The 22,166-nt window shown below is 34.5% G+C and carries 21 protein-coding genes and 2 pseudogenes; 5 read left to right on the top strand and 18 right to left on the bottom strand.

Annotation, left to right across the window (positions count from 1 at the left end; translation table 11 throughout):
• Positions 1–138: 138 nt before the first annotated feature.
• The 6 genes and pseudogenes from NXM86_RS08875 to NXM86_RS08850 form a co-directional block, all read right to left on the bottom strand.
• Positions 139–483 carry a DMT family transporter gene (locus NXM86_RS08875; RefSeq protein WP_089096854.1) on the bottom strand — a complete coding sequence of 115 codons (345 nt, stop codon included), beginning with the start codon at positions 481–483 and terminating at the stop codon, positions 139–141.
• A gap of 25 nt (positions 484–508) precedes the next feature.
• The gene (locus NXM86_RS08870) at positions 509–775 is read right to left on the bottom strand and encodes a DMT family transporter (RefSeq protein ID WP_425439780.1); all 267 of its coding nucleotides are present in this window, start codon (positions 773–775) and stop codon (positions 509–511) included.
• A gap of 53 nt (positions 776–828) precedes the next feature.
• Positions 829–1,383: a TetR/AcrR family transcriptional regulator gene (locus tag NXM86_RS08865; protein WP_089096856.1), complete on the bottom strand. Its 555-nt coding sequence runs from the start codon at positions 1,381–1,383 to the stop codon at positions 829–831.
• 138 nt (positions 1,384–1,521) lie between these two features.
• On the bottom strand, positions 1,522–2,112 hold the full coding sequence (locus NXM86_RS08860; RefSeq protein ID WP_498959019.1) for a GNAT family N-acetyltransferase: 591 nt from the start codon (positions 2,110–2,112) through the stop codon (positions 1,522–1,524).
• A 362-nt stretch (positions 2,113–2,474) separates the two neighbouring features.
• Positions 2,475–2,678 (bottom strand): annotated as a pseudogene (locus tag NXM86_RS08855) (SAM-dependent methyltransferase); the annotation flags it as partial.
• A 159-nt stretch (positions 2,679–2,837) separates the two neighbouring features.
• The gene (locus tag NXM86_RS08850; protein ID WP_498958950.1) at positions 2,838–3,095 is read right to left on the bottom strand and encodes a hypothetical protein; all 258 of its coding nucleotides are present in this window, start codon (positions 3,093–3,095) and stop codon (positions 2,838–2,840) included.
• Positions 3,096–3,550: 455 nt separating this feature from the next.
• On the opposite strand from NXM86_RS08850, the gene NXM86_RS08845 reads away from it, so the two are divergent.
• Both NXM86_RS08845 and NXM86_RS08840 read left to right on the top strand, forming a co-directional pair.
• Entirely contained in the window at positions 3,551–4,132 is a 582-nt protein-coding gene (locus NXM86_RS08845; protein ID WP_498958949.1) for a tyrosine-type recombinase/integrase, read from the top strand.
• Positions 4,068–4,460: a tyrosine-type recombinase/integrase gene (locus NXM86_RS08840; protein ID WP_498958948.1), complete on the top strand. Its 393-nt coding sequence runs from the start codon at positions 4,068–4,070 to the stop codon at positions 4,458–4,460. Before NXM86_RS08845 ends, NXM86_RS08840 begins: the two co-directional genes overlap by 65 nt.
• Positions 4,461–4,499: 39 nt before the next feature.
• Here NXM86_RS08840 and NXM86_RS08835 read toward each other — a convergent pair whose 3' ends face one another.
• From NXM86_RS08835 to NXM86_RS08805, 7 genes are all read right to left on the bottom strand, one after another.
• Positions 4,500–5,954, bottom strand: a complete 1,455-nt coding sequence (locus NXM86_RS08835) for a tyrosine-type recombinase/integrase (protein ID WP_498958946.1) — start codon at positions 5,952–5,954, stop codon at positions 4,500–4,502.
• Positions 5,955–6,365: 411 nt separating this feature from the next.
• Entirely contained in the window at positions 6,366–7,868 is a 1,503-nt protein-coding gene (locus NXM86_RS08830; protein WP_050367253.1) for an SIR2 family NAD-dependent protein deacylase, read from the bottom strand.
• 91 nt (positions 7,869–7,959) lie between these two features.
• The gene (locus NXM86_RS08825; protein WP_498958945.1) at positions 7,960–8,376 is read right to left on the bottom strand and encodes a hypothetical protein; all 417 of its coding nucleotides are present in this window, start codon (positions 8,374–8,376) and stop codon (positions 7,960–7,962) included.
• Positions 8,377–8,964: 588 nt separating this feature from the next.
• Positions 8,965–12,567, bottom strand: a complete 3,603-nt coding sequence (locus NXM86_RS08820; RefSeq protein ID WP_498959018.1) for an ATP-dependent nuclease — start codon at positions 12,565–12,567, stop codon at positions 8,965–8,967.
• 284 nt (positions 12,568–12,851) lie between these two features.
• Positions 12,852–13,583, bottom strand: coding sequence for a hypothetical protein (locus NXM86_RS08815; protein ID WP_498958944.1), 732 nt, complete (start codon positions 13,581–13,583; stop codon positions 12,852–12,854).
• 136 nt (positions 13,584–13,719) lie between these two features.
• Positions 13,720–14,751 (bottom strand): restriction endonuclease, encoded by a 1,032-nt coding sequence (locus tag NXM86_RS08810; protein ID WP_498958943.1) that lies wholly within the window; start codon positions 14,749–14,751, stop codon positions 13,720–13,722.
• Between the two features lie 547 nt (positions 14,752–15,298).
• Positions 15,299–16,045, bottom strand: coding sequence for a sulfite exporter TauE/SafE family protein (locus tag NXM86_RS08805; protein ID WP_498958942.1), 747 nt, complete (start codon positions 16,043–16,045; stop codon positions 15,299–15,301).
• Between the two features lie 650 nt (positions 16,046–16,695).
• Here NXM86_RS08805 and NXM86_RS08800 point away from each other — a divergent pair.
• Positions 16,696–17,319, top strand: a complete 624-nt coding sequence (locus tag NXM86_RS08800) for a LysE family translocator (RefSeq protein WP_498958941.1) — start codon at positions 16,696–16,698, stop codon at positions 17,317–17,319.
• Positions 17,320–17,464: 145 nt separating this feature from the next.
• Here NXM86_RS08800 and NXM86_RS08795 read toward each other — a convergent pair.
• The 4 genes and pseudogenes from NXM86_RS08795 to NXM86_RS08780 all read right to left on the bottom strand — a co-directional run bounded on the left by NXM86_RS08795 (position 17,465) and on the right by NXM86_RS08780 (position 20,215).
• Positions 17,465–17,940 (bottom strand): annotated as a pseudogene (locus NXM86_RS08795) (GNAT family N-acetyltransferase).
• Between the two features lie 179 nt (positions 17,941–18,119).
• On the bottom strand, positions 18,120–18,845 hold the full coding sequence (locus NXM86_RS08790; protein WP_498958940.1) for an MOSC domain-containing protein: 726 nt from the start codon (positions 18,843–18,845) through the stop codon (positions 18,120–18,122).
• Positions 18,846–18,898: 53 nt separating this feature from the next.
• Positions 18,899–19,534, bottom strand: coding sequence for a GNAT family N-acetyltransferase (locus NXM86_RS08785; RefSeq protein WP_498958939.1), 636 nt, complete (start codon positions 19,532–19,534; stop codon positions 18,899–18,901).
• Positions 19,535–19,675: 141 nt separating this feature from the next.
• On the bottom strand, positions 19,676–20,215 hold the full coding sequence (locus NXM86_RS08780) for a GNAT family N-acetyltransferase (protein WP_498958938.1): 540 nt from the start codon (positions 20,213–20,215) through the stop codon (positions 19,676–19,678).
• 232 nt (positions 20,216–20,447) lie between these two features.
• Between NXM86_RS08780 and NXM86_RS08775 the strand changes: the two genes are divergently transcribed.
• Together NXM86_RS08775 and NXM86_RS08770 are read left to right on the top strand one after the other, a co-directional pair.
• Positions 20,448–21,002 carry an IS630 family transposase gene (locus NXM86_RS08775; protein ID WP_013400171.1) on the top strand — a complete coding sequence of 185 codons (555 nt, stop codon included), beginning with the start codon at positions 20,448–20,450 and terminating at the stop codon, positions 21,000–21,002.
• A 151-nt stretch (positions 21,003–21,153) separates the two neighbouring features.
• The gene (locus tag NXM86_RS08770; protein ID WP_498958937.1) at positions 21,154–21,519 is read left to right on the top strand and encodes an IS630 family transposase; all 366 of its coding nucleotides are present in this window, start codon (positions 21,154–21,156) and stop codon (positions 21,517–21,519) included.
• Positions 21,520–21,622: 103 nt separating this feature from the next.
• Here the strand turns inward: NXM86_RS08770 and NXM86_RS08765 are convergent, their stop codons facing one another.
• Positions 21,623–22,075 (bottom strand): GNAT family N-acetyltransferase, encoded by a 453-nt coding sequence (locus NXM86_RS08765; protein ID WP_498958936.1) that lies wholly within the window; start codon positions 22,073–22,075, stop codon positions 21,623–21,625.
• Between the last annotated feature and the right edge of the window lie 91 nt (positions 22,076–22,166).

The raw sequence follows: 22,166 nt of genomic DNA, 5'->3' as shown, positions 1-22,166 counted from the left end.
TGTGCTGAAATAAAATGATAATTTACAGTTAGGATTTACAAGAAATTCTTAACTTCATGGAGATAACTGATTGGGAGCCTGCTGTTCCATAATCTTCCTGACTTTCCGATGCGTCTACAAGTTGATTTTAAACATAATTCAGGATGGTTTCCTCACATTTTCTGGACTTTTAGAAGTATTTAATAAGACTACCCCTCCAATTATTAATACTAAGCCAACTAATGTAATGATACTAAATGGATCTCTCCATAACAGTACACCAATTAACGCTGTTAAAGCTGTGCCCATCCCTGACCAAATAGCGTAAGCTAAGCTTAACGGAACTGTCTTAAGACATAATGATAAGCAATAAAATGATAATCCAAAACCAACAATCACTCCAATGGATGGGAATAAATTTGTAAATCCTTCCGACAATTTAAGCATTGTCGTACCAAATATTTCGCTGAAAATGGCCATTCCTAAAGCTATATAACCTTTCATACGATTACCTCCGACTCTCAAAGAGTTAATGAGAACTACTGAGTTTCAAAACAATAACTCCACAAATGATTAGAACTAAACCTAAACATTTTTTAAGATTAATACTTTCTTTATAAACGATAACACCAACTAATGCGGTTAAAGCCGTACCTACACCTGACCATATAGCATAAGCCGTACCCAGCGGTATTGCTTTAAGAGATAAAGATAGGAGGTAAAAAGCTGCACCATATCCAATTACTACTCCGATGGAAGGGAACAACTTTTTAAATCCGTTTGATACTTTTAGCATCGAGCTCCCAAACACTTCACTTATGATGGCTACTGCCAAAATTACATATGCATTCAAAATGAATCCTCCTTTTTTGTCATATTTATTAATTGCTGGAATACTTTTTCACGTAATTTGTCATCCAAGGGAGCTATATTAAAAAATTCTGAGTAATAAAGACCATCTATTGCTAACCGAATAATAGTTGCTGTTACAGGGTTTATACCATCCTGATCCACTTTGTTTTGCATAAACTGATAAATTTGGGACATACTTTTTAATAAATCTGGACTTAACATAGAAGCAGCAATTATTCCCACATATAACTCGGCGTTATGTTCCAGATCCTTTTTTGTTACCTCAATTAAAGCACGGCACCATTTACCTTTTTCTAATGGGTCTTTCTTAGCCTGATCCTCAATTAGCGTAATGAATTCTTCGAAAATATATTGTGCTAGTCCTATCAATAATGCTTCTTTATTTGGGAAGTGATATAATAAACCGCCTTTACTGATTCCCGCCTGTGTTGCCACAGAATCCAAAGTTAATTCATTAAAACCATTTTTGAGAATGAATTCTTTTGCAGATTTTAAGATATGCTGACGCTTTATTGTAGCTTTTGATTCCACATGCCTCACTCCTTAAAATAACCGTCTGGACGGTTTTTTTCAAGACGGTTTTTTTTCAAAACGAAGAAAAGCCAAGCAAGGATCAGGCATGAAGCCTGACTGTAAATTAGCACATTATTTCAGAATCCCTTTTTCAAATTATTTCAGGCGGATTCGGAAATAATGTGCAAAATTAAACTCATTCCATTCCTCACGAAGAATACCAATTCGGATGGAATCATAGTATTCACCATTATAGTAGCGGCATTTTCTCATTCTACCTTCTAATCGCATTCCCAATTTTTCCGCACATCTGATCATTCGTGGATTTCCAGACCAAGTCGTCAGACCCACTCTCTCGATGGTTAGATTTTCAAAGAGATAGTCAATCCATAAAGACAATGCTTCCGTTCCAAATCCACCATTCCAATGTTCAGGAGAATATATGACGATTCCCATTTCAAGCCATCGTGTACGCTTATCCTCCCAATAATAGCTAATCATACCTATAATTTGACCTTGATGTTCAATAATCATTTGACTTGGTACATCCGTAACATTCATTCTTTCTTCCATTCTCTTAGAAAACTTTTCAAAGGTACAAAATTCAAGCGGATAATAAGGAGCGTCGTACTTTTTCCATTCTGGATTCTCCACACCATATATCAGGTTATATAGAATTGGCAGATCATCCCGTGTTGGTGTGCGCAGAGATATTCTTTTTCCTGTCAGCAACAACTTTCGCAATATATAAGTTGCAATTTTGTTTTACATGGCATTGTTCGCTCTTCTTGTTACCGTGCCAGCTTGTCAGGTGATAAAGACGGGACATGGAGATCGGAAATTCTTTATTACAACCTATATAGATATCCACCCCCTACCTTATGAAATTCAACAATCTATGCTATTATCCTTTTTTCTAAATATGGGGTCTTATAGTGAAATAAGCTTTTGCTCAAAATTATAAATAATTACATAGTCCAAAGAGCTTTCGTTTTTAAAGCACTTTGGGAAATGAATAAAATATGCGTTCCATATTCAAGAAAAGCCGGCCGTTAGTTTCAAAAAGGTTTATTTAACAGAAAGGACGACGCTGAACGCCGTCCTTTCTGTTACCCTTTTTTTATTTTTAACATCGAATTAGCATTTTTCTGAAATTCATATGGAACTTTAACCTCTTCGATTGTACATCCATTTTCTGTGAGGTAATTTACTAAATTATCTAAATGCTCATATCGTTTTCCTTCTAAATCCACTAAAGGAAAAATCCGAATTTCCTCTTTAGAAACCCTTAATAACTCAGGAAGAACTTGAATAATGTTATTTGTTGTTCTTCTCAAGATGACAAGTGAAACATTAGTCAAAAGTCACTTATAGAAGTTACACTTTTCTATTTTCTTTTTTATCTACTTTTACTTTTTGCTCAATATATAATTTACAACCATAGTTTGTACTACAAATGACCTCATTTACTACTAAAACCTTTCCCGCAAACCGAAGAAAAAAGCAATAATCAGAAATGCATATACCCCTATTACTATACTTACAATACTTATTGAAATTGTCTTCCATCGTCCTTTTTCACTTATTAAGGCTGTTATTAACGAAAGTCCTACACCGATTATTAAAATGCCAGTACCAATATCTCCTCTAATTTTACCATATCCGAAGGCTAATACAATATGAGTCAAGATTAATAAAGCAATGGATACTTTCCCTAAATGTTTTCTCAATTAAAAATCCCCCTATGAATTTGGTTTAAATTATTATTAACCATTTCCTCCCTTTACTGTATATTTCAATTTTATCTCTTTTTGGAATTCTATTCAAAGGTAACCAAATATAATGTGTGACATTATATATAAGACATTGATATTAAAGTGCTAATAATTGTTTACCTGTACTTGATATTAAAGAGTAGAAAAGGGCTTTTATTTTCCAAAAGAACTCCAATCGACTTTTTTACAGTTAATTGTCTGGTACATTTTATATTATGTAAACTAACCAAATTCCCCGAAATTTGAGGGTTTCTTCCCTCAAGTGCCCATAAAATCAATTATCCGGAACTTGTTAACCTAAGTTCCTCATAATTTTTTGTGTCTACGAATTATCATTTTTTAAACGAATTATCATTATTTTTTACCGATTTATTATCGGTCGTTGATTATCAACTGGAGGTGTTTTTTTCATGTTGTTTAGACAAGCCATTGATGAATTTGTTTTGTACTTGCAAATTGAAAAAAACTATTCACTTAACACCGTTGATGGTTATGCGTATGATTTGAGATGTTTCGAGAACTTCTTAATTCAACACGGCTATTCTGTACAACTTCATGACATTACAAAAACGCATGTTCGTCGCTTCATCCAGCATCAAATTATAAAAGAAAATGTCAAGCCTAGAACGATCTATCGGAGAATTTCTTGCTTGAAATCGTTCAGTAAATACTGTGTCAAAGAAAATCTAATCGACAGCGATTTTATGATCGGAATTGATACTCCTAAAACGGATAGCAAATTACCGACTTATATGTCTTTGTCTGAACTACGAAAACTGTTTCATTTTTTAGAGCAAGACAATAGCCGAATGGCGATGCGAAACCATCTTCTATTTAAACTGTTAGCCACTACGGGTATGCGAAGATCTGAAATTGTTGAACTAACTTGGGAACAAATTGATTTATCTAACAACACGATACGTATATATGGGAAAGGAAAAAAAGAGCGCTTACTCCCCCTTCATCCATCCCATGGTTGTCCCATTAATTAAAAGCTATATGGGAAGTTTAGAAGAATATCAGCTCCACCCTTCCCAACCAGTATTTTTAAATAAAAACGGTAAAAAACTGAATCCGCGTGGTTTACATAAGATATTTAAGGAAATCTTACAAAAAGCAGGTCTGCCACCTCAACGGTTCTCACTCCATCATTTGCGGCATACGTTTGCTACCTTGTTGATACAAGAAAATAAAGAAAATGTTGATTTGCGTACCGTACAAGAACTACTCGGCCATGAAAGTTTAGTCACGACGCAAGTATACACGCATGTTGACTTTGAGCAAAAGAAAAAAGCGATTGAAACATTTAACATATTTTAAAACCTGCTTAGTACGGAAATAACTACCCTAGCCGGGTAGTTATTTCATGTGAATATGAGTTGGCGGATACAAAGGCACTGGATGCGTGAGATCGTACGACATTGAGTGCATTCCATGAGTTTGCTGATAAGGCATTGGAGCATGGGGAAAATACCCTTGCTGCGCCATAGCAATCTGATTATAAAGTTCTGGTGCTTGAAATGTAAAATAATCAGAATGATTATTCCCTGATTCTTTAAGTATTTTTTGCTGTAATGCAGCAAATGCATACTTTACGAGATGTTCTTTAAACAGATTGATGTAATTTTTGTTTTTCAATTGATTCGAATAAACTTTAGGAATTTCATCAAAAATTTCTTCTAAATCTAGCGTGATATTATAATTAGATTCAAGTTCCATAGTGGTTTCAAAAAGAGTTTCGATTATTACTTGGGCCGCTCGAATTTCTTTAATATACTTTGCATCGCTTAAAATATAATGCTGCAGAGCGCCAAGCTCATACCTGGAATGGCCAAGTAAAAACCTGATGGCATCATCTGAGACCCCCATTTCATGAAACAATGTAGAAAGAGTGTATCGTAATCCGTGCGGTGTGAAATACTTCTCTGTTTTACGGATGATTTTGTTTCTTCTTCCCTTTTCTTTTGCATGATTATGATTTTCCTTATTCTCTGGTTGTTCATATTCTACTTTTATCCATCCCAAATGTTCACATACTTTATCGATTATATAATTCATCTGCTTGTTAATGAGCGGCTTTCCTCTCAAGCCGTATAACAATGCATCATTTGGTTCCATGTGTTCAATATATTGGGTGAGTAATTTCATGAGCTTAGGTGGTAATGGAATAAAGAAGTCTTTGTTTTTGCTGTTTGGCGAATTGTCAGTGTGTTTATCCCCTTCCTCTAGATATTGGTCAAGAAGTTTATCTTCTTTTACTCGATCTTTTTTGGGATCGAACTCATAAACTAGACCGTTCATAGTAGTAGAGACTGAACGAACGGTTAGTTTTTCGAGCGATGTGACTCTGAGAGCAGTAAACATATCTATTAGGGTTGGAACTAATACATTAACACCTCTTTCTTGCAACTCAAACGCAGCTTTGTAAACTTGGTATAATTCGGTGATATTTAATGCTCTCGAATGATGTTTTTGTTTATTAGAATCTGTGATTTTTAATGCTGCGAATGGATTTCCGTTAATAACTCCGAGCCGGTTATAATGCGTAAACATAGATTGCATCGTTGCCTGATGTTGTTTTATCGTTCTCGGACTATAGCCTTGTTTTCGTTGATCATTTTCCCATATCTTCACAAATTCATAATCGATATTCTCAAGCACTGGATTTAACCCTTGGTTTAACATATATTCTGACATGTAAATTACATTTTTACGGTAGGTACGTCTAGTGTTTTTTGACCAAAACTGGCTTTTTTCATATTCATTAAAAGCCTCAATTAAAGTAGATTTAGCTGAAATATTTGTCTTGCTCATGATCTATTACCTCCGTATAAAAATAATTGAGCTTAAAATACAAAAAACCCCAAGCCAAACACCGCTACTTCTTATGCGTGTATATACGCATAGGTAGCGCTGTAAAGCTTGGGGTTTTCCCTTGTCGTATATTAAGTTATTCATTTGTTTTGTATTTTATCAGATTATGATGAAAAGTCAACAACTATTTTGCAAAATTTTATAGATTTGTTTCTTTTTCAGCTAAATATTTTTATAAATCATCTGTAACGGATAGCGTATTTAACGCTCGTTTAATTAAAGCTGGACGGTGTTTTAAATAGCTGTTTAAAAGGTGTGATTGTGTTCCACAATTGCGCCTTATTTTATTATTGAACAATACTATTTCTGTGGCCGTAATGACCCTTCTTCTATATTCTATAAAGACAAACGTTAAAGTTCTTGGTTAATTAACTCGCTCAGTAATTTAGTTTCATCTTCTGTAAGACTAACTGAGGGGTCAATTAAAGAATAATCTCGAAGTCTTTGTTGCCTTTTAATCGGATGTTCTGCGACTGTTTTGCAATCTCTTCTCATTTTATCTACCCAGTACATTACGTATTGTTGTATTTGTTTTGGTAAAGCCTTAAAATCTGCTCCTTTTTCAATCCAGTGATTAACATTCCAAGAAAGAGGAGGTGTTGGTTTCCATCCCCAACTATAGACGTATTCAATTGCTTTTGCTGCAACAACAATGTAAGTACTTTTACTAACACCTTGCATCCCAACAAAGAAATGGTCACCACCGTACTTACTTTTTGGGCTTCTTACATTAGCAGTTGCCATAAGTGCAGCCAAAATCCTAAGTTTATTCAATGGATTCTTTAATTTTAAGTTAAAGATTGCTGCATTCAAAGAATCGGTATCTTCATCGGTCTTCACTTTCTTAGCTAGTTCAGTAAAAGCTTCGACAATTCGCTTTTCATAATCTAAAGGAATATCTGATAAATCGCAAATTTCCCGAAATAATTTAATGCCTATAGAAAAAGGTTTCTTTTTTATAGTTTGTTCTAAAAGATCTATTTCTTGCTTACTTACCACTTTTACAGGTGTTGAAGATATTGGTGTAAAAAACTCTTCCATTCCATCTTCAAATTTTTTGCTCCTTGTTTCTTCTAACATACATTTTAAAAAGGTTTCGAAGGCTTCTATATGATTTTTAGCTTCAGGGCATTCCTTCATGGGATCTATCAATGTAATTCCGTATTGATCACACAATGATTGGAGTTCATTACTATATCTATATGCAATCATATAGGATGTTGGTAATTCTCCATAAAATGCTTTCTGTAGTTCAGCAAACATTTGTTGAATATTGATATCACGAAAACTATAGCCTACAAATAACAAATTTTTTGCTAATAGATCCGCTCGTAAACGGATGTTAAATGCATTTTCCGGATCACTCATTCTTTTTTGATAATCCTCTTGTGTGAATACGATAGATTCAGGATAGTTAAGATCCCCATGAAACTTAATATAAAGCTGTTCTGACAATTTCGCTTCAGCAAAATCCTTTAAATGAATGATAGTCCTGTATTTCCTTCCATACTTCTCAAACGCTTTTTCCATCACATTATCTTGGTTTGTAGTGTAAATAACGGGAACACCCATATTCATTATTGTTAAATGGACATATCCTTTTTCATCATCAAATTCCGAAATTTCTAATTTACTCTTCAAAAACTCACAAAATTTATCCCTTCCGAACGTATCCACATATTTTTGAGCAATTTCAAAATGATTCGTAATAGACGTTAGTCCTAACTGCTCGGCCATCTCGCTGACTAGAGAATCCCAATCTGGTAGCATAGAAGCAGAACAGCCAGCACCCATAAATGGGACCAATTTTTGCTTAGCAGCTAATTCGCCTAAAGTATCAATAATTTGACTCATTTTCTTTCCCCTTCTTCTTGCAACTCTAAAATATTGACTAGTTGTTGAAAACAATTCAAGACTTCTCTAATTTATAAGCTTATTAAACTCATCAGTAAAATTTTTTTAATTCCTTTTTTATTAAAATACATTTTTCCTTTAATCTACTATCTTTTTCAAATTCATCAATATAACTATTTACTATCATTTCTGCAAAGTCTACAAAATCATATGGCTTGTCGGGTTCATGTTTTGTAATCGAAGATAACTGTTTAATTATTAATTCCCATAATTTTTCATCGTATATAACTCGCGTAAGTCTGCAACACTCTTCATATAGATTGGTGCTTACAAATTCTGAGATAGGTATTGAGTAAAACTCTAATACTTCCTTTTTTTCTTCTCTTCGTTTTAATATATCAAAAATTTCTTTTCCAAGATTTCTTCCTTGGTTTCCACTAAATAGCGAAAATAAAACTGTTGAATAATCCTCGTATGATAATTCAAGTTTCTTAATCTCTTGACGCAAAGATAAAATAACTCCAAGCTGATTATAAGGTAATTTTGGTGTAAACTTTATTGCACTAATTATTGCAAAAAATCATAAATCAATTCATTAGCAAAGTTTTTAATATCGTCTGGATCCCAAAGACCATTATGGGTAATTTTGTTTCTAAAGATTGGAGCTTCAAATGCAAAATAAGGATACATAGATAACCACAATGCACGATTTGTTGAAAATACTTTTTCGGCTTTCACACTAAATAAGTGTTCCAAGATTATCAAATTCGATTTCATCATTAAGAATTAAACAGAAATCGTAAAATAAACCTTCGACTTGAATAACAGACAAGTTTATAAACGATTGATATTTTTCATCTCTATACAGACTAGAAAGTATCTCAAATATTCCTTCGCGCTTTTTTAATAGATGATGGCTTTTAATAACAGTTTGGTGAACCATCCTTAGGTTATTTTTCACTTTTTGAATTAAACTTACTTCCAATAACTCTTGCTTTTTTAGGTGGTGGAATTTTGCTAGACATCCTAAACATTAATTGGTTATATTTGGAAATTTATTTGAGATAGTTATAATAGTTGAAAATTGCTTATCATTTTACACAGAGATATATTCCTTCATGTCATCTAAATAAAATCCTAAGTTTAATATCTCTTCGCTGTACTCTGGAATAGCTAAAACTAATAAATCTTGTGGTCTTGAACATGCTACATAAGCAAAGCGGCTTGCTTCTGTACCTTTCTGTAACCATTGTGTGAAATGTCCACCATCAGATTTTTTAGTTGGTGAAGAAACTACAAGAGCGGCCCTGTAAGTTTCTCCTTTTACTTTATGTATCGTATCTACTTTTACTTTAATTTCGATCTTTTTTTCACCCATTAAAAATTTTTTAGACATAGGAATATCTGACAATCCTTCAGGAGATCTTAATCTTCTGACAATTTTCTCAAATGAGTATTCAACATCTTTAAGTTCATCCCAAATATTCTTAAATTCACTTTTAAGAATATCTTTAACCCAATTTTTCCATATTTGTTTAGAAGTTTCTTTAACTATAAAATCACTTTTACTAGCAATCTTCTCGAGATAAGTTCCAAGTTTTATACGCCAATCTATTGGGTTGTAAGAAAAAGGGGTTGTAATAATTCCTGATTTACCTTTTCCGGCATACGCTAAGTCGATAATGGCTTGACTAAATAATTCTAATGCGACATTTTTGTCTTTAAAATTAGCTGAACTCCAGTGAGTAATAGCGGATGCAATTTTGTATACAATATGATTTTTAGCTTTGTCTAGTTTTGTATCCTTTGGGTAACCTTTAATTTGCCTAATTGTCGAGGATCCTCTAGCAATAATAATCGCATCTTTGACATTTAAATTCCTTTTGTCTAATAAGTTGATAAATGCTTCTTGAAGTTGATATAGATCATTTTTTTTATCATAAACCCAAAGTAAACAAGATTGATTAAGACTTGACCGGGTTCCTATAATTTGTTGCTTTCCACCTAGTTTAGCAACAACATTACAAATTTGCTGGACACTTCTGTGATTAATGGTTAATTGTAAACGTTCCATTTTCCATTCATCTATTTTCTCAATCACTTTTTCCGGATAGACCTTTCTAAATCCGTAAATTGCTTGATCTAAATCACCGATTAAATGAATAGTTACCCCTGCCTGTTTTAATAAACTTAAAATACCAAGCTGAATTTCAGATAAATCCTGACACTCATCAATAAAAATATAGGGAAATCTTTTAGCAATTAAATCAAGAATATCCCCTCTTTGTTGCAAAAGCTTGTAACACCAATATTCTATGTCTGCATAGGTTACAAAACCTTTTTCTGCAAACTGTTTCTTTTTGTTTAATAGAGTACTAATAGTTAAGGGATCATTTTCGATTTTTTTCTTTTCATCACAAACTGTAGGATTTTCATTCATATCAATAGTGTAATCTAGTATAGAAATTTTATTGGTACTAAAATTTTTTAACCATGTACCATGATTACCATCCTGTATTAATTTATGTGAAACATCCCCTTCAGCTCCCTTATACCTAGTTACTACAGAACCAAAAGGGTGGAAAATATAGGAATGGAGCCAACTATCAATCGTACCAACGAAATGAGGATGACTTACATTCAAATTTCCCAAAAAGCGATTAGCACGATTTTTGATTTCTTCCGCAGCATTTTTCGTAAATGAGAGAACAGCTATACCACTTATCTTGGAAATCCAATTTTGAATTTCATATGCTATTTTGATGCCAACCGAATGCGTTTTTCCACTGCCCGGGCAAGCGCTTAAAAAACAATCCCGATTAATTGGATGTAAAATAAAAGTAGCTTGCTCTGGGGAAAGACGTTTTATATCTTCGTTATTTAACACCGAATAAATTAAATCTATTTTATTTATGGGTGTAACTTCTAGAACTTGTTGGTACATTCTTTCTCTCCTTTCATTTAGGTTGCAAACCCAGAGAATAGCTTTTTCAATATAACTAGGAACTGTAAATTCTACTTCCTCATCTGCAAGTTTATAAGCTAAATGTTGAGCAAATAAACCCTTGCCGCATAGAGTGGAGTCATCTATTCTATCTAACAAGCGCTTTGCTAATTTTGCTTTTTCATTAATATCTTTAGTATTAATAAATTCTTTTTTATATTCTTCGAGTTCTTTTCTGATAGAGCTATTTATTGGTAAAATTTCAAGAAAAACATCAACCATTACTAAAAAGTTATCTCCACATAAAGCCAAATCATATTCAAAAGTCTTAAAATTACTATATAACCGGCAATATTTGTTATTTTCCAATATCGCTTGTAACTTTAATGCTGGGTTATTACATTCACACTCATTTCCAACATAAGGAGTGTCACTTTTTTTAGGATCACAATCTGTAATACCTGCACATCTAATTGGTATACCTTTTCCTTGTTCTTCTGCATTCATAAATAGTTGAAAGAATGACTCGAAATAAATACCACCCATATTTATTACGGAAACGCTATATTCTTCTAAAGAGTAATCGGATATTTTTTTCTTTGAATTCAAATATTTATGTAATACTCTTTTAGCCAACTCTGGAATAACTAGCCCTTCTGCTATCCCTTCAACAAGAATCACGCCTCTAGCAAACAATAAAGTTGATTTAGTAATATCCATCCACCGTTGCAAGAAAAATTTCTGTTTTGGAGTTAATCCTACATTTTTTAATGGAACAATCGTAGGACTGTTATTAAAATCTGTTCTTTTAACAACTAAAATATTATTTAAGTCAACAGAAGAAGCTATTATTGGTGAATGGGTAGTGACAATAACTTGAACTCCACTTATTCGAGCTTGTTTTTCTATATATTCAAGTAATTTTGTCTGTAGTTGTGGATGTAAATGTGCCTCGGGTTCCTCTATCAGAAGAATGCGGGTAGATAACTCATTTTCTTCTATTTGCTCTAATTCCGCTAATACAGTTGCTAAGTAAATTAAGTTGTTATATCCAAGACTATTTTCTGATAACTCCCGAAACTCTTCTACACTCACTTCATTATCAAGAAGCGGATAGAATAACAGTTTTAAATTTTCAATGATTCTCTCGAATCGAGTTTCTGAAAAAGAAACGCTAATATCTTGAGCCAATTGTTCTCCCAAAGAGTCTATTAGTCGATTTTTGATGTTGTCCTTTGCTTTTACGATCAGCTCATCTTTCAATAATTCTTTGTTATTTTGTTTAACTATGTCTTCTATACGCTCTCTTGCATTGTTTTTTAACTCCATTTTAGTTATTAAGCGTGCTAAACGTGATCCTCTAACAGCTCTAAGGCGTTGTTCTGCGTCACGCAATGGCGGTAAATATGTACATTGAATTGATTTATATGTATCCCACTCGAAAATACTACTTGAGGAATTACCTCCCCATAATTCCCTCTTATATCGATTTCCAGAATTAATCTTATTTTGTACTTTTAAATGCAAAGATGCTGAATGTAAATCGTCCGGATCTAGCCAAGGTAAATAAGCTAATTGTTCTTTTTCGTTGAGACCGGAGAAAATTAAGTCAATCTTAAAATTAGAACTTATTTCATTCTTAGTATTACCAACTGAGTGCCAAAACTCTTTTTCAGTGATTTTAACATTATCAAACTCGTCTTCATTTAAGATTAATCGGATGGCATCAATAATAGCGACTTCCCTCCTTTTCACCAAAATAACGTAAGTCCTTCATTTAAAGGTATTACGGTTTTTTCTTTAAAGCAACGATAGCCTTCTATTACTAAGTTAGATATATACATCGAATCTCTCCTCCCCCATTTAAACTAAAAAGAAGAAGATCAAATGACCTTCTTCTTGAATTTTATCATTTTTTGACGATAAATGTAATATTTTGTATATTTTTTTTATTATTATCCGTATGAATTGTAAGTTTACTAAGAAAAGATTGGGTAAACTATTTAATACAATCTTGGACCAAAGCAGCCATTAATTTTTTATGAGTTTTCTCTATACATTTTTCTTATATCTTCAACAGTCTTAATCTTTTTGGTTTGAATATCGTAAGAAATCTTTGGTATCTCAAGATCATCAATTTCTCTTATTTCAAAAGTTATGGGTACAACCATGCAAGGATCTCCAGTGATTACTGAATAATCTTCTTTCAGCAACTCAAGTAACCTTTTAAAATTCTCAAGGTTTTCGACGCTTTCTCGGTATAAGTCTACGAGCCAAATTCCACGATATTTTTGAAAGTCTGCATAAAATATAGGATTAACTACCGCTGGGTTCTTCTCTAAAGCTAATTCATTCTGTGCGTGCATTAATGAAACCGGAATATGATGAGACCAATCCCTTGCAGTTGTTACTTGGTTAAGTTCAGCTTTTTGCTCCTCGGTTAATTCAAGAAAGTTGAAATTTAGTGTACGAGCCTTTTTCTTAAGTTGTTTTCTGTAATTTTGGTAAGAAATCCCCATTTCCGACTGATCACCAAAAAGGTTAAGTAGGTATCCATGAGAAAACATTAGCATACTCTTAAAATTTTCATATTCTTTACTAGAAATCAAACGATTCGGGCGTTCAATTAGTTTTTTATCTTCAATATATGAGCCTAGCTGATTTATTTGTTCTTCATATCTTTTAATACCCTTTGATGCTAATATGATAAGGTGTTTAAGATAAGTTATAAAATCATCTTTAGTGTTAAATACAAAATGTTTTAAAGACAAGTTAATCACATCCTTTAGATTTATGATCTAATTTCTTTTAACCACGTTTATTGTAGTGTGAGTACGATCTAATGTAAATTTTACAAAATAACACGCATCTAGTTACGAAAATCTAAATCCGTGGAATATTGTGATCCTATTCATCTTCTTGAACGAGAGCCCATACTCTTTTCAATGGTAATTCTGCCTGTAATGAATCAGGAAATTTATCATAATTACGTAAAACAGCTTTTAATAACGCATCTGAATCCCAAAGCCTTACTTTAAAAAAGTTATTTTTAGCATCTCTAAGGACAGTGCTTTTAAAGCCGCCCCAACTAACAAGAAGTCCTTGATCAGCACCAAATTTACTAATAGTTCCGAGAAGTTCACTAAGAACATTGGAGCCAACCGGAGACTGTGAGGATTTCACCTGAACACAAAGTCTAGGAAAACCGAATCCCATTGGCCCAGTACCAGCCAAGATATCTACACCGCCATCCGGTCCCGGAGGGGAGATTTCAGTTGTGTAACCTTCTGCTTGCAAAATAGCATTCACTAACTCTGCTAAATGGTGACCTGCGAATTTACGTGAAATATAGGTGCGTATTTGATCCAAAGCAACATCTTCAACATTGATATTTTCAATATCTACTGTTACTTCTTCATTATCATCATCCTTCACACCATATGTAGCAGGTGATTGAGAAATACTTAACCCCAATATTTTTCGTATTCTTTCTTCTGCGTTGTTACGTTTAATTTGGCATACGGTCATAAACGCACCCAGTGAATATAGTAAATTTTGATCAAATGCCGTACGAGGAATATCAGTTCGTATCCATTCCACAGGGATTGTATGTCTGATATTAGCAGCGATATCTGTTCGATATTGATATGTACCCACTACTTTTCCAATTGCTATTGCAGAACGATATTTTAGCGGAAGAGCCACTAAGTCTCCTTCTTGGATGCGGTGAATAAATGCCCAGATTTGTCCAACCTTATTGGCCGCTTCATTTTCTGTCGCTTTCGGATAGATTTTATTAAAAAGCTCTTTTAATTGCTCCCTTGTTTGTATAGAAGAAAGATCAGGTAGTTCATTCCAACCGATGACTGCTACCCCGTGTTCTAGCGCTGCTTCTTGCTGCTCTCCGTTTCTTCCTGCCCGAACTAACCATACTGCCATTTTTATCCCTCCTGAAGCTGACTATTATAAAAAAGATTTCAACCAATTAATAACAAATGGTTGTTCTTTTTTATTTCGATTTAAGCGGTATACATAAATCGTGTTGTTCTGGCGCCGAAAATAAATTCTTCCTTCTTTCGAAAAAGGGTATTCCATGACTGCCCCAATTTTTGTATCTACTGTACTAGGCCGGACTTTTGAGATAGCTGTATGAAACTGATAATGTAACTGAGCAATACACAACTCTGCTTTAATACGATCTGAAACAGTTAAGTGAAAGAAATCGTTGAAAAATTGCTTTGTAAATTTCATGTTAGGATATATTTTGCGAAGAGTTGTATGTATTGTTCTAACTTTCTCGATATTCATCTACTTCAATCGATTTTCGATTTAAACATGGTGTCATACCCAACAATATCGCTTATTTTATTAAAGGAACTCTCCTCAGACTGTTTTTACTCTGTTCAATATTTTAGTGTGTTGTTCGTGCTTTTAACTAGATCGTTACTGGTAAAATCACGAATGCAGCATAATAGCCGTTAGTTAGTCAAGCAATCTTGAATAATACTTGCCCTATTAACAAAAAAATGATGGTGATTAGTAAATATTTAGCTAATTTTAACGGAACTTTAGGTAATGCAAGTAATCCAATTTGAGATCCTACTGCTGACCCTATGGCCATCGCAATAGCATAATGCCATTGCACAAATCCTGTTTGATAAAATACAATAAATGCTCCAAGACAACTTCCTAGGATCAAAACTCTCGTAAGCTGAACTGCTTTCGTATAAGTGTTTTTTCGATGCATATAGTATAAGATTCCAAAGGTTGAAGATCCCGGTCCAAATCCTCCATCATAAGCGGCTATAAAGAAAGGTATAATATTACTAATAATACTACTAGTATCTTTATCCGTTTCCTTAACAGAAGAGACCCATTGCTTGTTTTTTAGCGTAACAATTAATGCAAATATTAGTAAGACTAAGGCAATGATATTCATCGTTCGTTCTGTCATGCTGGAGGTAATCAGTGCGCCGCTAACTCCTCCAGCAAGAGCAATACAGACATTCATAACTATTGTTTTTCCACTGAGATGTTTATTTTTTAACAAGTACGATACGCTCGTCAATGCAGCAACTCCTGATGAAAACTTGTTGGTCGCAATACCAATTTGAATCGGTATTCCTACAAGCATCATGGCTGGTAAAGTAATTAATCCTCCACCACCAGCTAACGTTCCTATAAAGGAAGATACAATTCCTATCCCTATTAGAGTGAAAAACAGTATGTCCAAGATAATCCCCTCATATCCCAAAATTTAATGCCATATAAATTTTACCATATTTGGAGACAATGAGATTTAAGTATATATCATATTCACGTGAGGTTAACAATCTAAATGAGTAAACTCACTTATTTACTAAAAATAGCTATAAGATCCCAACATTGTTTGAACAGGCAAATGCCAAAGTACTTTTGGTACATCACGTTTGTGAAGAACTGTAATTTCTATTCTTTTTTATATCGCTCGCCTTTGCTAAGAGCTTATTAAAAGCAATCCCGATGCTCTTCGTTTCCCACAAAATCGCTATATAATAGTTCAACGTCAAAACTGTTGTATCAACATGTAAAATAACGCGACTATTCTCAGAGTATATGGATTTTATGCTTTTTTCTTCCTTTCCACTTTAGATTAACAAGAAAATCAACATCATTCCTTAACAGAACCTTTAAAGAAGGAGAATTGGCCCCTCACATGTTAACAAACGCGGATGCGCCTCTACATGCTTGATAGCGATGTTTAAATCCGATAAACACTAATTTATATTTTTTATCACCCGTTAAGAAGGAATGAAGCAGTTTCTCTCGAAATAAATCAGGAAGACAAATGAAGAAAAAGGAAGCAAAGAATGGTGTCCATTCCATCCAAGAGAGGTGTTGTAAATGGATTTCGCACTAACCATGTCTTTTTTAGGAGTGGCGATATTGCTGACGTTAATGCCCGGGCCAGATATTCTGTTTGTGATTGCTCAAAGCATTTCACAGAACAAAAAAGCGGGAATCGCAACGGCACTGGGACTTTGTTCAGGCCTTATTGTACATATCACGGCTGCAACGCTTGGGATTTCCACCATCATTTATCAATCCGCTCTGGCTTTTACCGTCATAAAATATACGGGTGCGTCCTATTTGCTGTATTTAGCATGGCAATCATTCAAGGAAAAAGAAACAGGCTTTGCTTTTAACCATAACAAGCCTTTCAAGTATCCGTCATTGTATAAAAAAGGAATTCTCATGAATCTGCTTAATCCAAAAGTATCTTTGTTCTTTTTGGCATTGTTGCCTCAATTTGTGAATAAATCGATGGGACATATTACGTTGCAGATGTTTATTTTGGGAATTATTTTTCTGGTTCAGGCTTTAGTGATTTTTATCGCTGTCAGCGTGTTTTCAGAGAAACTGCGCCATGTCCTGCTTACCAATTCGTTCATAGCGAAGCGAATGAACATTGTAAAAGGTTTGTTATTAGGGCTGATTGGTATACAGATTGCGTTTAGTGAAAAGTGAAATCATTAGAGTGTTATCTTTTAATAAATGTCTCTGTTCAATTTCAATGTTGATTTTTAGACCACAGAAAAAGACCGAAAATCAATCGGTCTTTTTTGTATGTCCTGTTCAACAGGCGCCAACCGTTAGTTGAACAAGCTCATCATTAAATTAACCTCTTCACAAATAAAACTCTATCTTGATTTGGTCCATCATAATCAGTATATACAGAAACTCCGTCTACTTTTTTATCTCCGTTTTTTTCAATTTCAAATCCCATTTTCGTATGAAAGGCAATGGAAACTTTGTTCACTGGTGAAGTTACACAACGGACGATATTCCGACCATTCTTTTTAACAATATTAAAAAATTCATTGTACAGTCGTTTTCCAATACCCTTTTTCTATAATCTGGATGCACCCCAACAAAGTGTATATATGCTTCTTCTGGATATGTTTGCGATAGAAAACCGATCAAAAATCCAACGATTTTTCCATCTTTTTCGGCAATGAAACTTGTATTTTTAAAATGGTCGAAGAATAATTTTGGCAACTTATCAGACATTTGTCTTCCGCCCCACCACTCATTGATTAGTGGAGAGATGATATAGTAATCTGACCCTTTCACTGAACGAATTTCCATCTTAATCCCCCTTCATTTGTAAAAGTATGACTATCATAAAAGCAAATTTAGTGCTATTCTTCAACTAACTCGTTAGCCAGCCATAAAGCGAGCTTCCCCACAGATTATGCAAGAAGTTCTATCCTTCCACAGGAGCTTAGTAGAGTTGACATTTGGTTTGATGATGATTTAGCAAAATATCATTCAAGAAGAAAGACTTCATCGCCTACATGAATTTCACCTGTTTTCATAACAGAAGCATAAACGCCAAAATGATTATTTCTTTGTTGCACAAGAGTTTTAAGCAAAGACGAATCTCGTTCTGCATTATCAGGATTAACAGCAATAATCATGCACCGTTCACAATGTCTTTTTAATTGAATCTCCACTTCTCGTCCTATTTTAATCCTTCTGCCAAACCACGTTTCTTCAATAAATGGGACTTTCTTTTTTAATGATATAAGTAAATTAGGGCGAAAACGTTGATAATTGACCTCTTTTCCCCATATTTCTTTTAATTTAAGCAAAGAAGCATCCGTTACCAATTGAATGTGTTCTTCTTCAATTGCCCCTAAAGGTACATAAGAGGGAGTATATTTTACAAGAGAAACTTTCCGTTTCGATTTGTTTTCTATTTCCCTAATTAGGTCTTCATCCCCCCAATCAACAACCTTACCTTCAGGTGTCGTTATTTCGACTCTGGGGTATTCTTCCATTAACTCTTCCCCAACAAATCTTGCTTTATATCGAACCATTTCTGGGAATTGTGTTATTGTTAAAAACTTCCCTAGTCTTGTTTCATCTAAAAAAGCATGACTTCGGTCGCCATACAAACCATATTCCATTACTTTAGTTTTTTGTACACTCTCTCCATGGAAAGATTTCACAGGGTAACGGACAATTTCCTTGATATGGCCGATTAACATTTCATTCTCTCCTTAAATTAATTTTTGTCTACCAAAATTATACAAAAATCTACTCATTCATCACTTCCGTGGCACCACAGATGATAGAAGTTAACTTGTTCTTCCATGGGGGTGAATAAAGGATTATTCTTTTTAAACTCATCCCATTCCTCACGAAGAATACCCATCCGAATCGAATCATAGTATTCGCCATTATAGTAGCGGCATTTTCTCATTCTCCCTTCTAATCGCATTCCCAATTTTCCCGCGCATCTGATCATTCGTGGATTTCCAGACCAAGTTGTAAGCCCTACTCTCTCGATGGTTAGATTTTCAAAGAGATAGTCAATCCATAAAGATAATGCTTCCGTTCCAAATCCACCATTCCAATGCTCAGGAGAATAGATGACGATTCCCATTTCAAGCCATCGTGTACGCTTATCCTCCCAATAATAGCTAACCATACCTATAATTTGACCTTGATGTTCAATAATCATTTGACTTGGTACATCCGTAACATTCATTCTTTCTTCCATTCTCTTAGAAAACTTTTCAAAGGTACAAAATTCAAGCGGATAATAAGGAGCGTCGTACTTTTTGCATTCTGGATTCTCCACACCATATATCAGGTTATATAGAATTGGCAAATCATCCTGCGTTGGTGTCCGAAGAGATATTCTTTTTCCTGTCAGCGACACCTTTTGTAACATATATCCCCCCTATCTTACAGAATTCAACAATCCATGCTATTATCCCTTTTCTAAAAGGCTCTATTATCGTTAATGGTTGATTTTCGACCAAATGAAAAAGCCACCTTATGATGTAAGGTAGCGTTTTTGTACATATTTTATTTAACTATCGCACCATTCGTTCAATAACTCTTCGTTACTTTCTTTAACTCCCGAGTATATATAATGGTTCTTACCGAAAATAAATACTTCTTTTTCCTTAGTAAAACCAATCTTCTCTGCCACACGAATGGATGGAACATTTTTTGGGTCAATAATACTGATCAGCTTATTTAAACCCAATTTATCAAACGCATATTCCTTGCACGCTTTGGCAGCTTCTGTTGCGAACCCCTGTGACCAATATTGTTTATTAATGTGGTATCCAATCTCCACTTCTATATTGTCATTTATTTTTTGTTTAACAAGACCACAATCACCGATCAATTCATTCGTTTCCTTCAAACAAACAGCCCATAATCCATAACCATCATTCCGATATCTATCTTGATTTCGTTTAATCCAGTCTTGGGTTTGCTGAATGCTAAAAGGGGCTGGATAAAACTTCATGGTTTCTGGGTCAGAAAAAATATGATGTAGAGGAGTAATATCCTCATCTTTATACTGTCTTAATATCAACCTTTGTGTTTCAAGAACAACCATTCCCCCATACCCTTCCTCTTTTGTTTAATATCACGTTTAATATTATTTGATTTAAGATTGAATTCCTTGCTCCTTCAACCTTTCTGCTCCCTTAGCCAACCATGAAGCAGGCTTCACCACAGATGATGGAAGGTAACTATATAAATCCAGTTTGAAATTCCGACATGTTTAATCAACCTGCATCCTTGTCTATACTGCTCCTAAATGAGTAAATCAAAGGAGCGGAAGAAGAATGAGGAAAAAAGGATTACAAATTACAAACGATCATGGTTGGACGATCGAACGTCTTCAAGAACAGGAACGCAAAATGAAAAAGGCGAACATGGCAAAACGAATTGCAGTCATTCGTCTGATTATGCAAGGCTATTTGGGGATCCAAGTCGCTGAGCTCTTGAATCTCCACCGTGAGACCGTTTCGATTTACGTGCAAAAGTTTAATCAAGGTGGGATGGATGCGTTATTAGAACGTCGATACGCCCCGGGCAGAAAGCCGTATCTATCTCCAGAAGAAGAACGGGAATTAAAAAAAATGCTGGAAGAAAGCACTCCTGCCGATGAAGGATACGGCATTGAAACGGGCTGGAATACCCGGATTATTCAACATGTGTTAGAAGAGAAATTTTCTGTCACCATGTCCCGTGGCGGTATTGGTGATATGCTTCATCGATGGGGATTTCGCTATACACGCCCTACGTATACCCTCAAACGGGCCAATCCACAAAAACAAAAAGAGTTTCAACAGGAGATGGAACTCATAAAAAAAACTTGTCCGACAACATGGTCATAATCTATGAAGATGAAAGCCATATTCGGGATTACCAAACTCTACGGGCCACATGGAGTGTTAAAGGGCGTCAAAAACAAATCCCTACGTATGGACATCACGCAACCGTTAGCTTATTAGGCGGTGTGAATATCAAAACGGGGAATTTCACTGTATGGAAACCAATCAATGCAATGCACAGGCTTTTCTGCAATTTCTTCAATACACATTGGACCAGTATCCGGATAAACATGTCGTGATGGTCTTGGATAACGCAAAAATTCATCGCGCCAAAATTCTTCAGCCTTTTCTACATGAGCACGAAGAACGGTTGACTTTGATATTCTTACCTCCGTATTCACCGAATTTAAATTTGGTCGAACGGATTTGGGGATGGCTGAAAGAGAGCGTGATTGCCAATCGGTTTCATGCCAATCGAAAAGAGTTGCGGGAATCGATTGTTTCGTTCTTGGAGCATCTCACTCAATTTCCAGAAAAATTGCTCCAACGCATTGGACAGATAGTTATGTCGGAAAATTAATCTGAATCTATATAGTTCTTCCATGTGAGACAATCATGTCGCATCTATACGGCACCATAAGGAGAATGAAAAAGGAGAGCTTAATAAAAAACTACTGGATACACTAACTGATTTCATAAACTAACCATTCAGACAATTGACCACCCATTTTGTTGTAAAGAGATTGAGCAACTAAATTATCCTTTGTAGTTTCCCATGTCATGTAGGCAAAATCATTCTCTCTTATATAAGACAAGCATGTTTGAAACAGTTTCTCACCTAGTTTTTGCCCTCTTGCTTCTGGTATCACAAACAAGTCATTTAAAATAGCCATTCTTTTCACCTGAAGAGTGCTAAAGGAGAAATACAAGGTTGTAAAACCTAATAATTTTCCATCTTGTTCTGCAACAAATTGTATTCCATTTGCGGGGTTATCCAATAAATGCTGTATCAATCCTTTAAGTGACTCTTCAGTCGGTCTAGGTCTTTTATAAAAATCAACAATGTATTGATACATTAAATTTAAAAGTTGTGGAATATCTTCTTGATTAGCTGTTCTGATAGCTAAATCCCCCATCTCTTTTCCCCTCCATTGTATCTTTATAAATTTCTTTTAAACATTCCTGCCTCGTTAGCTTGAGAAGTAAAGAGTTGCCACAGCAACCCCA

The sequence above is a fragment of the Geobacillus sp. CX412 genome, from assembly GCF_027942335.1.
GTDB classification, from domain to species: domain Bacteria; phylum Bacillota; class Bacilli; order Bacillales; family Anoxybacillaceae; genus Parageobacillus_B; species Parageobacillus_B toebii.
The sequence above is the reverse complement of the archived record's forward strand: the minus strand, read 5'-3'. Positions and strand labels throughout refer to the sequence as shown.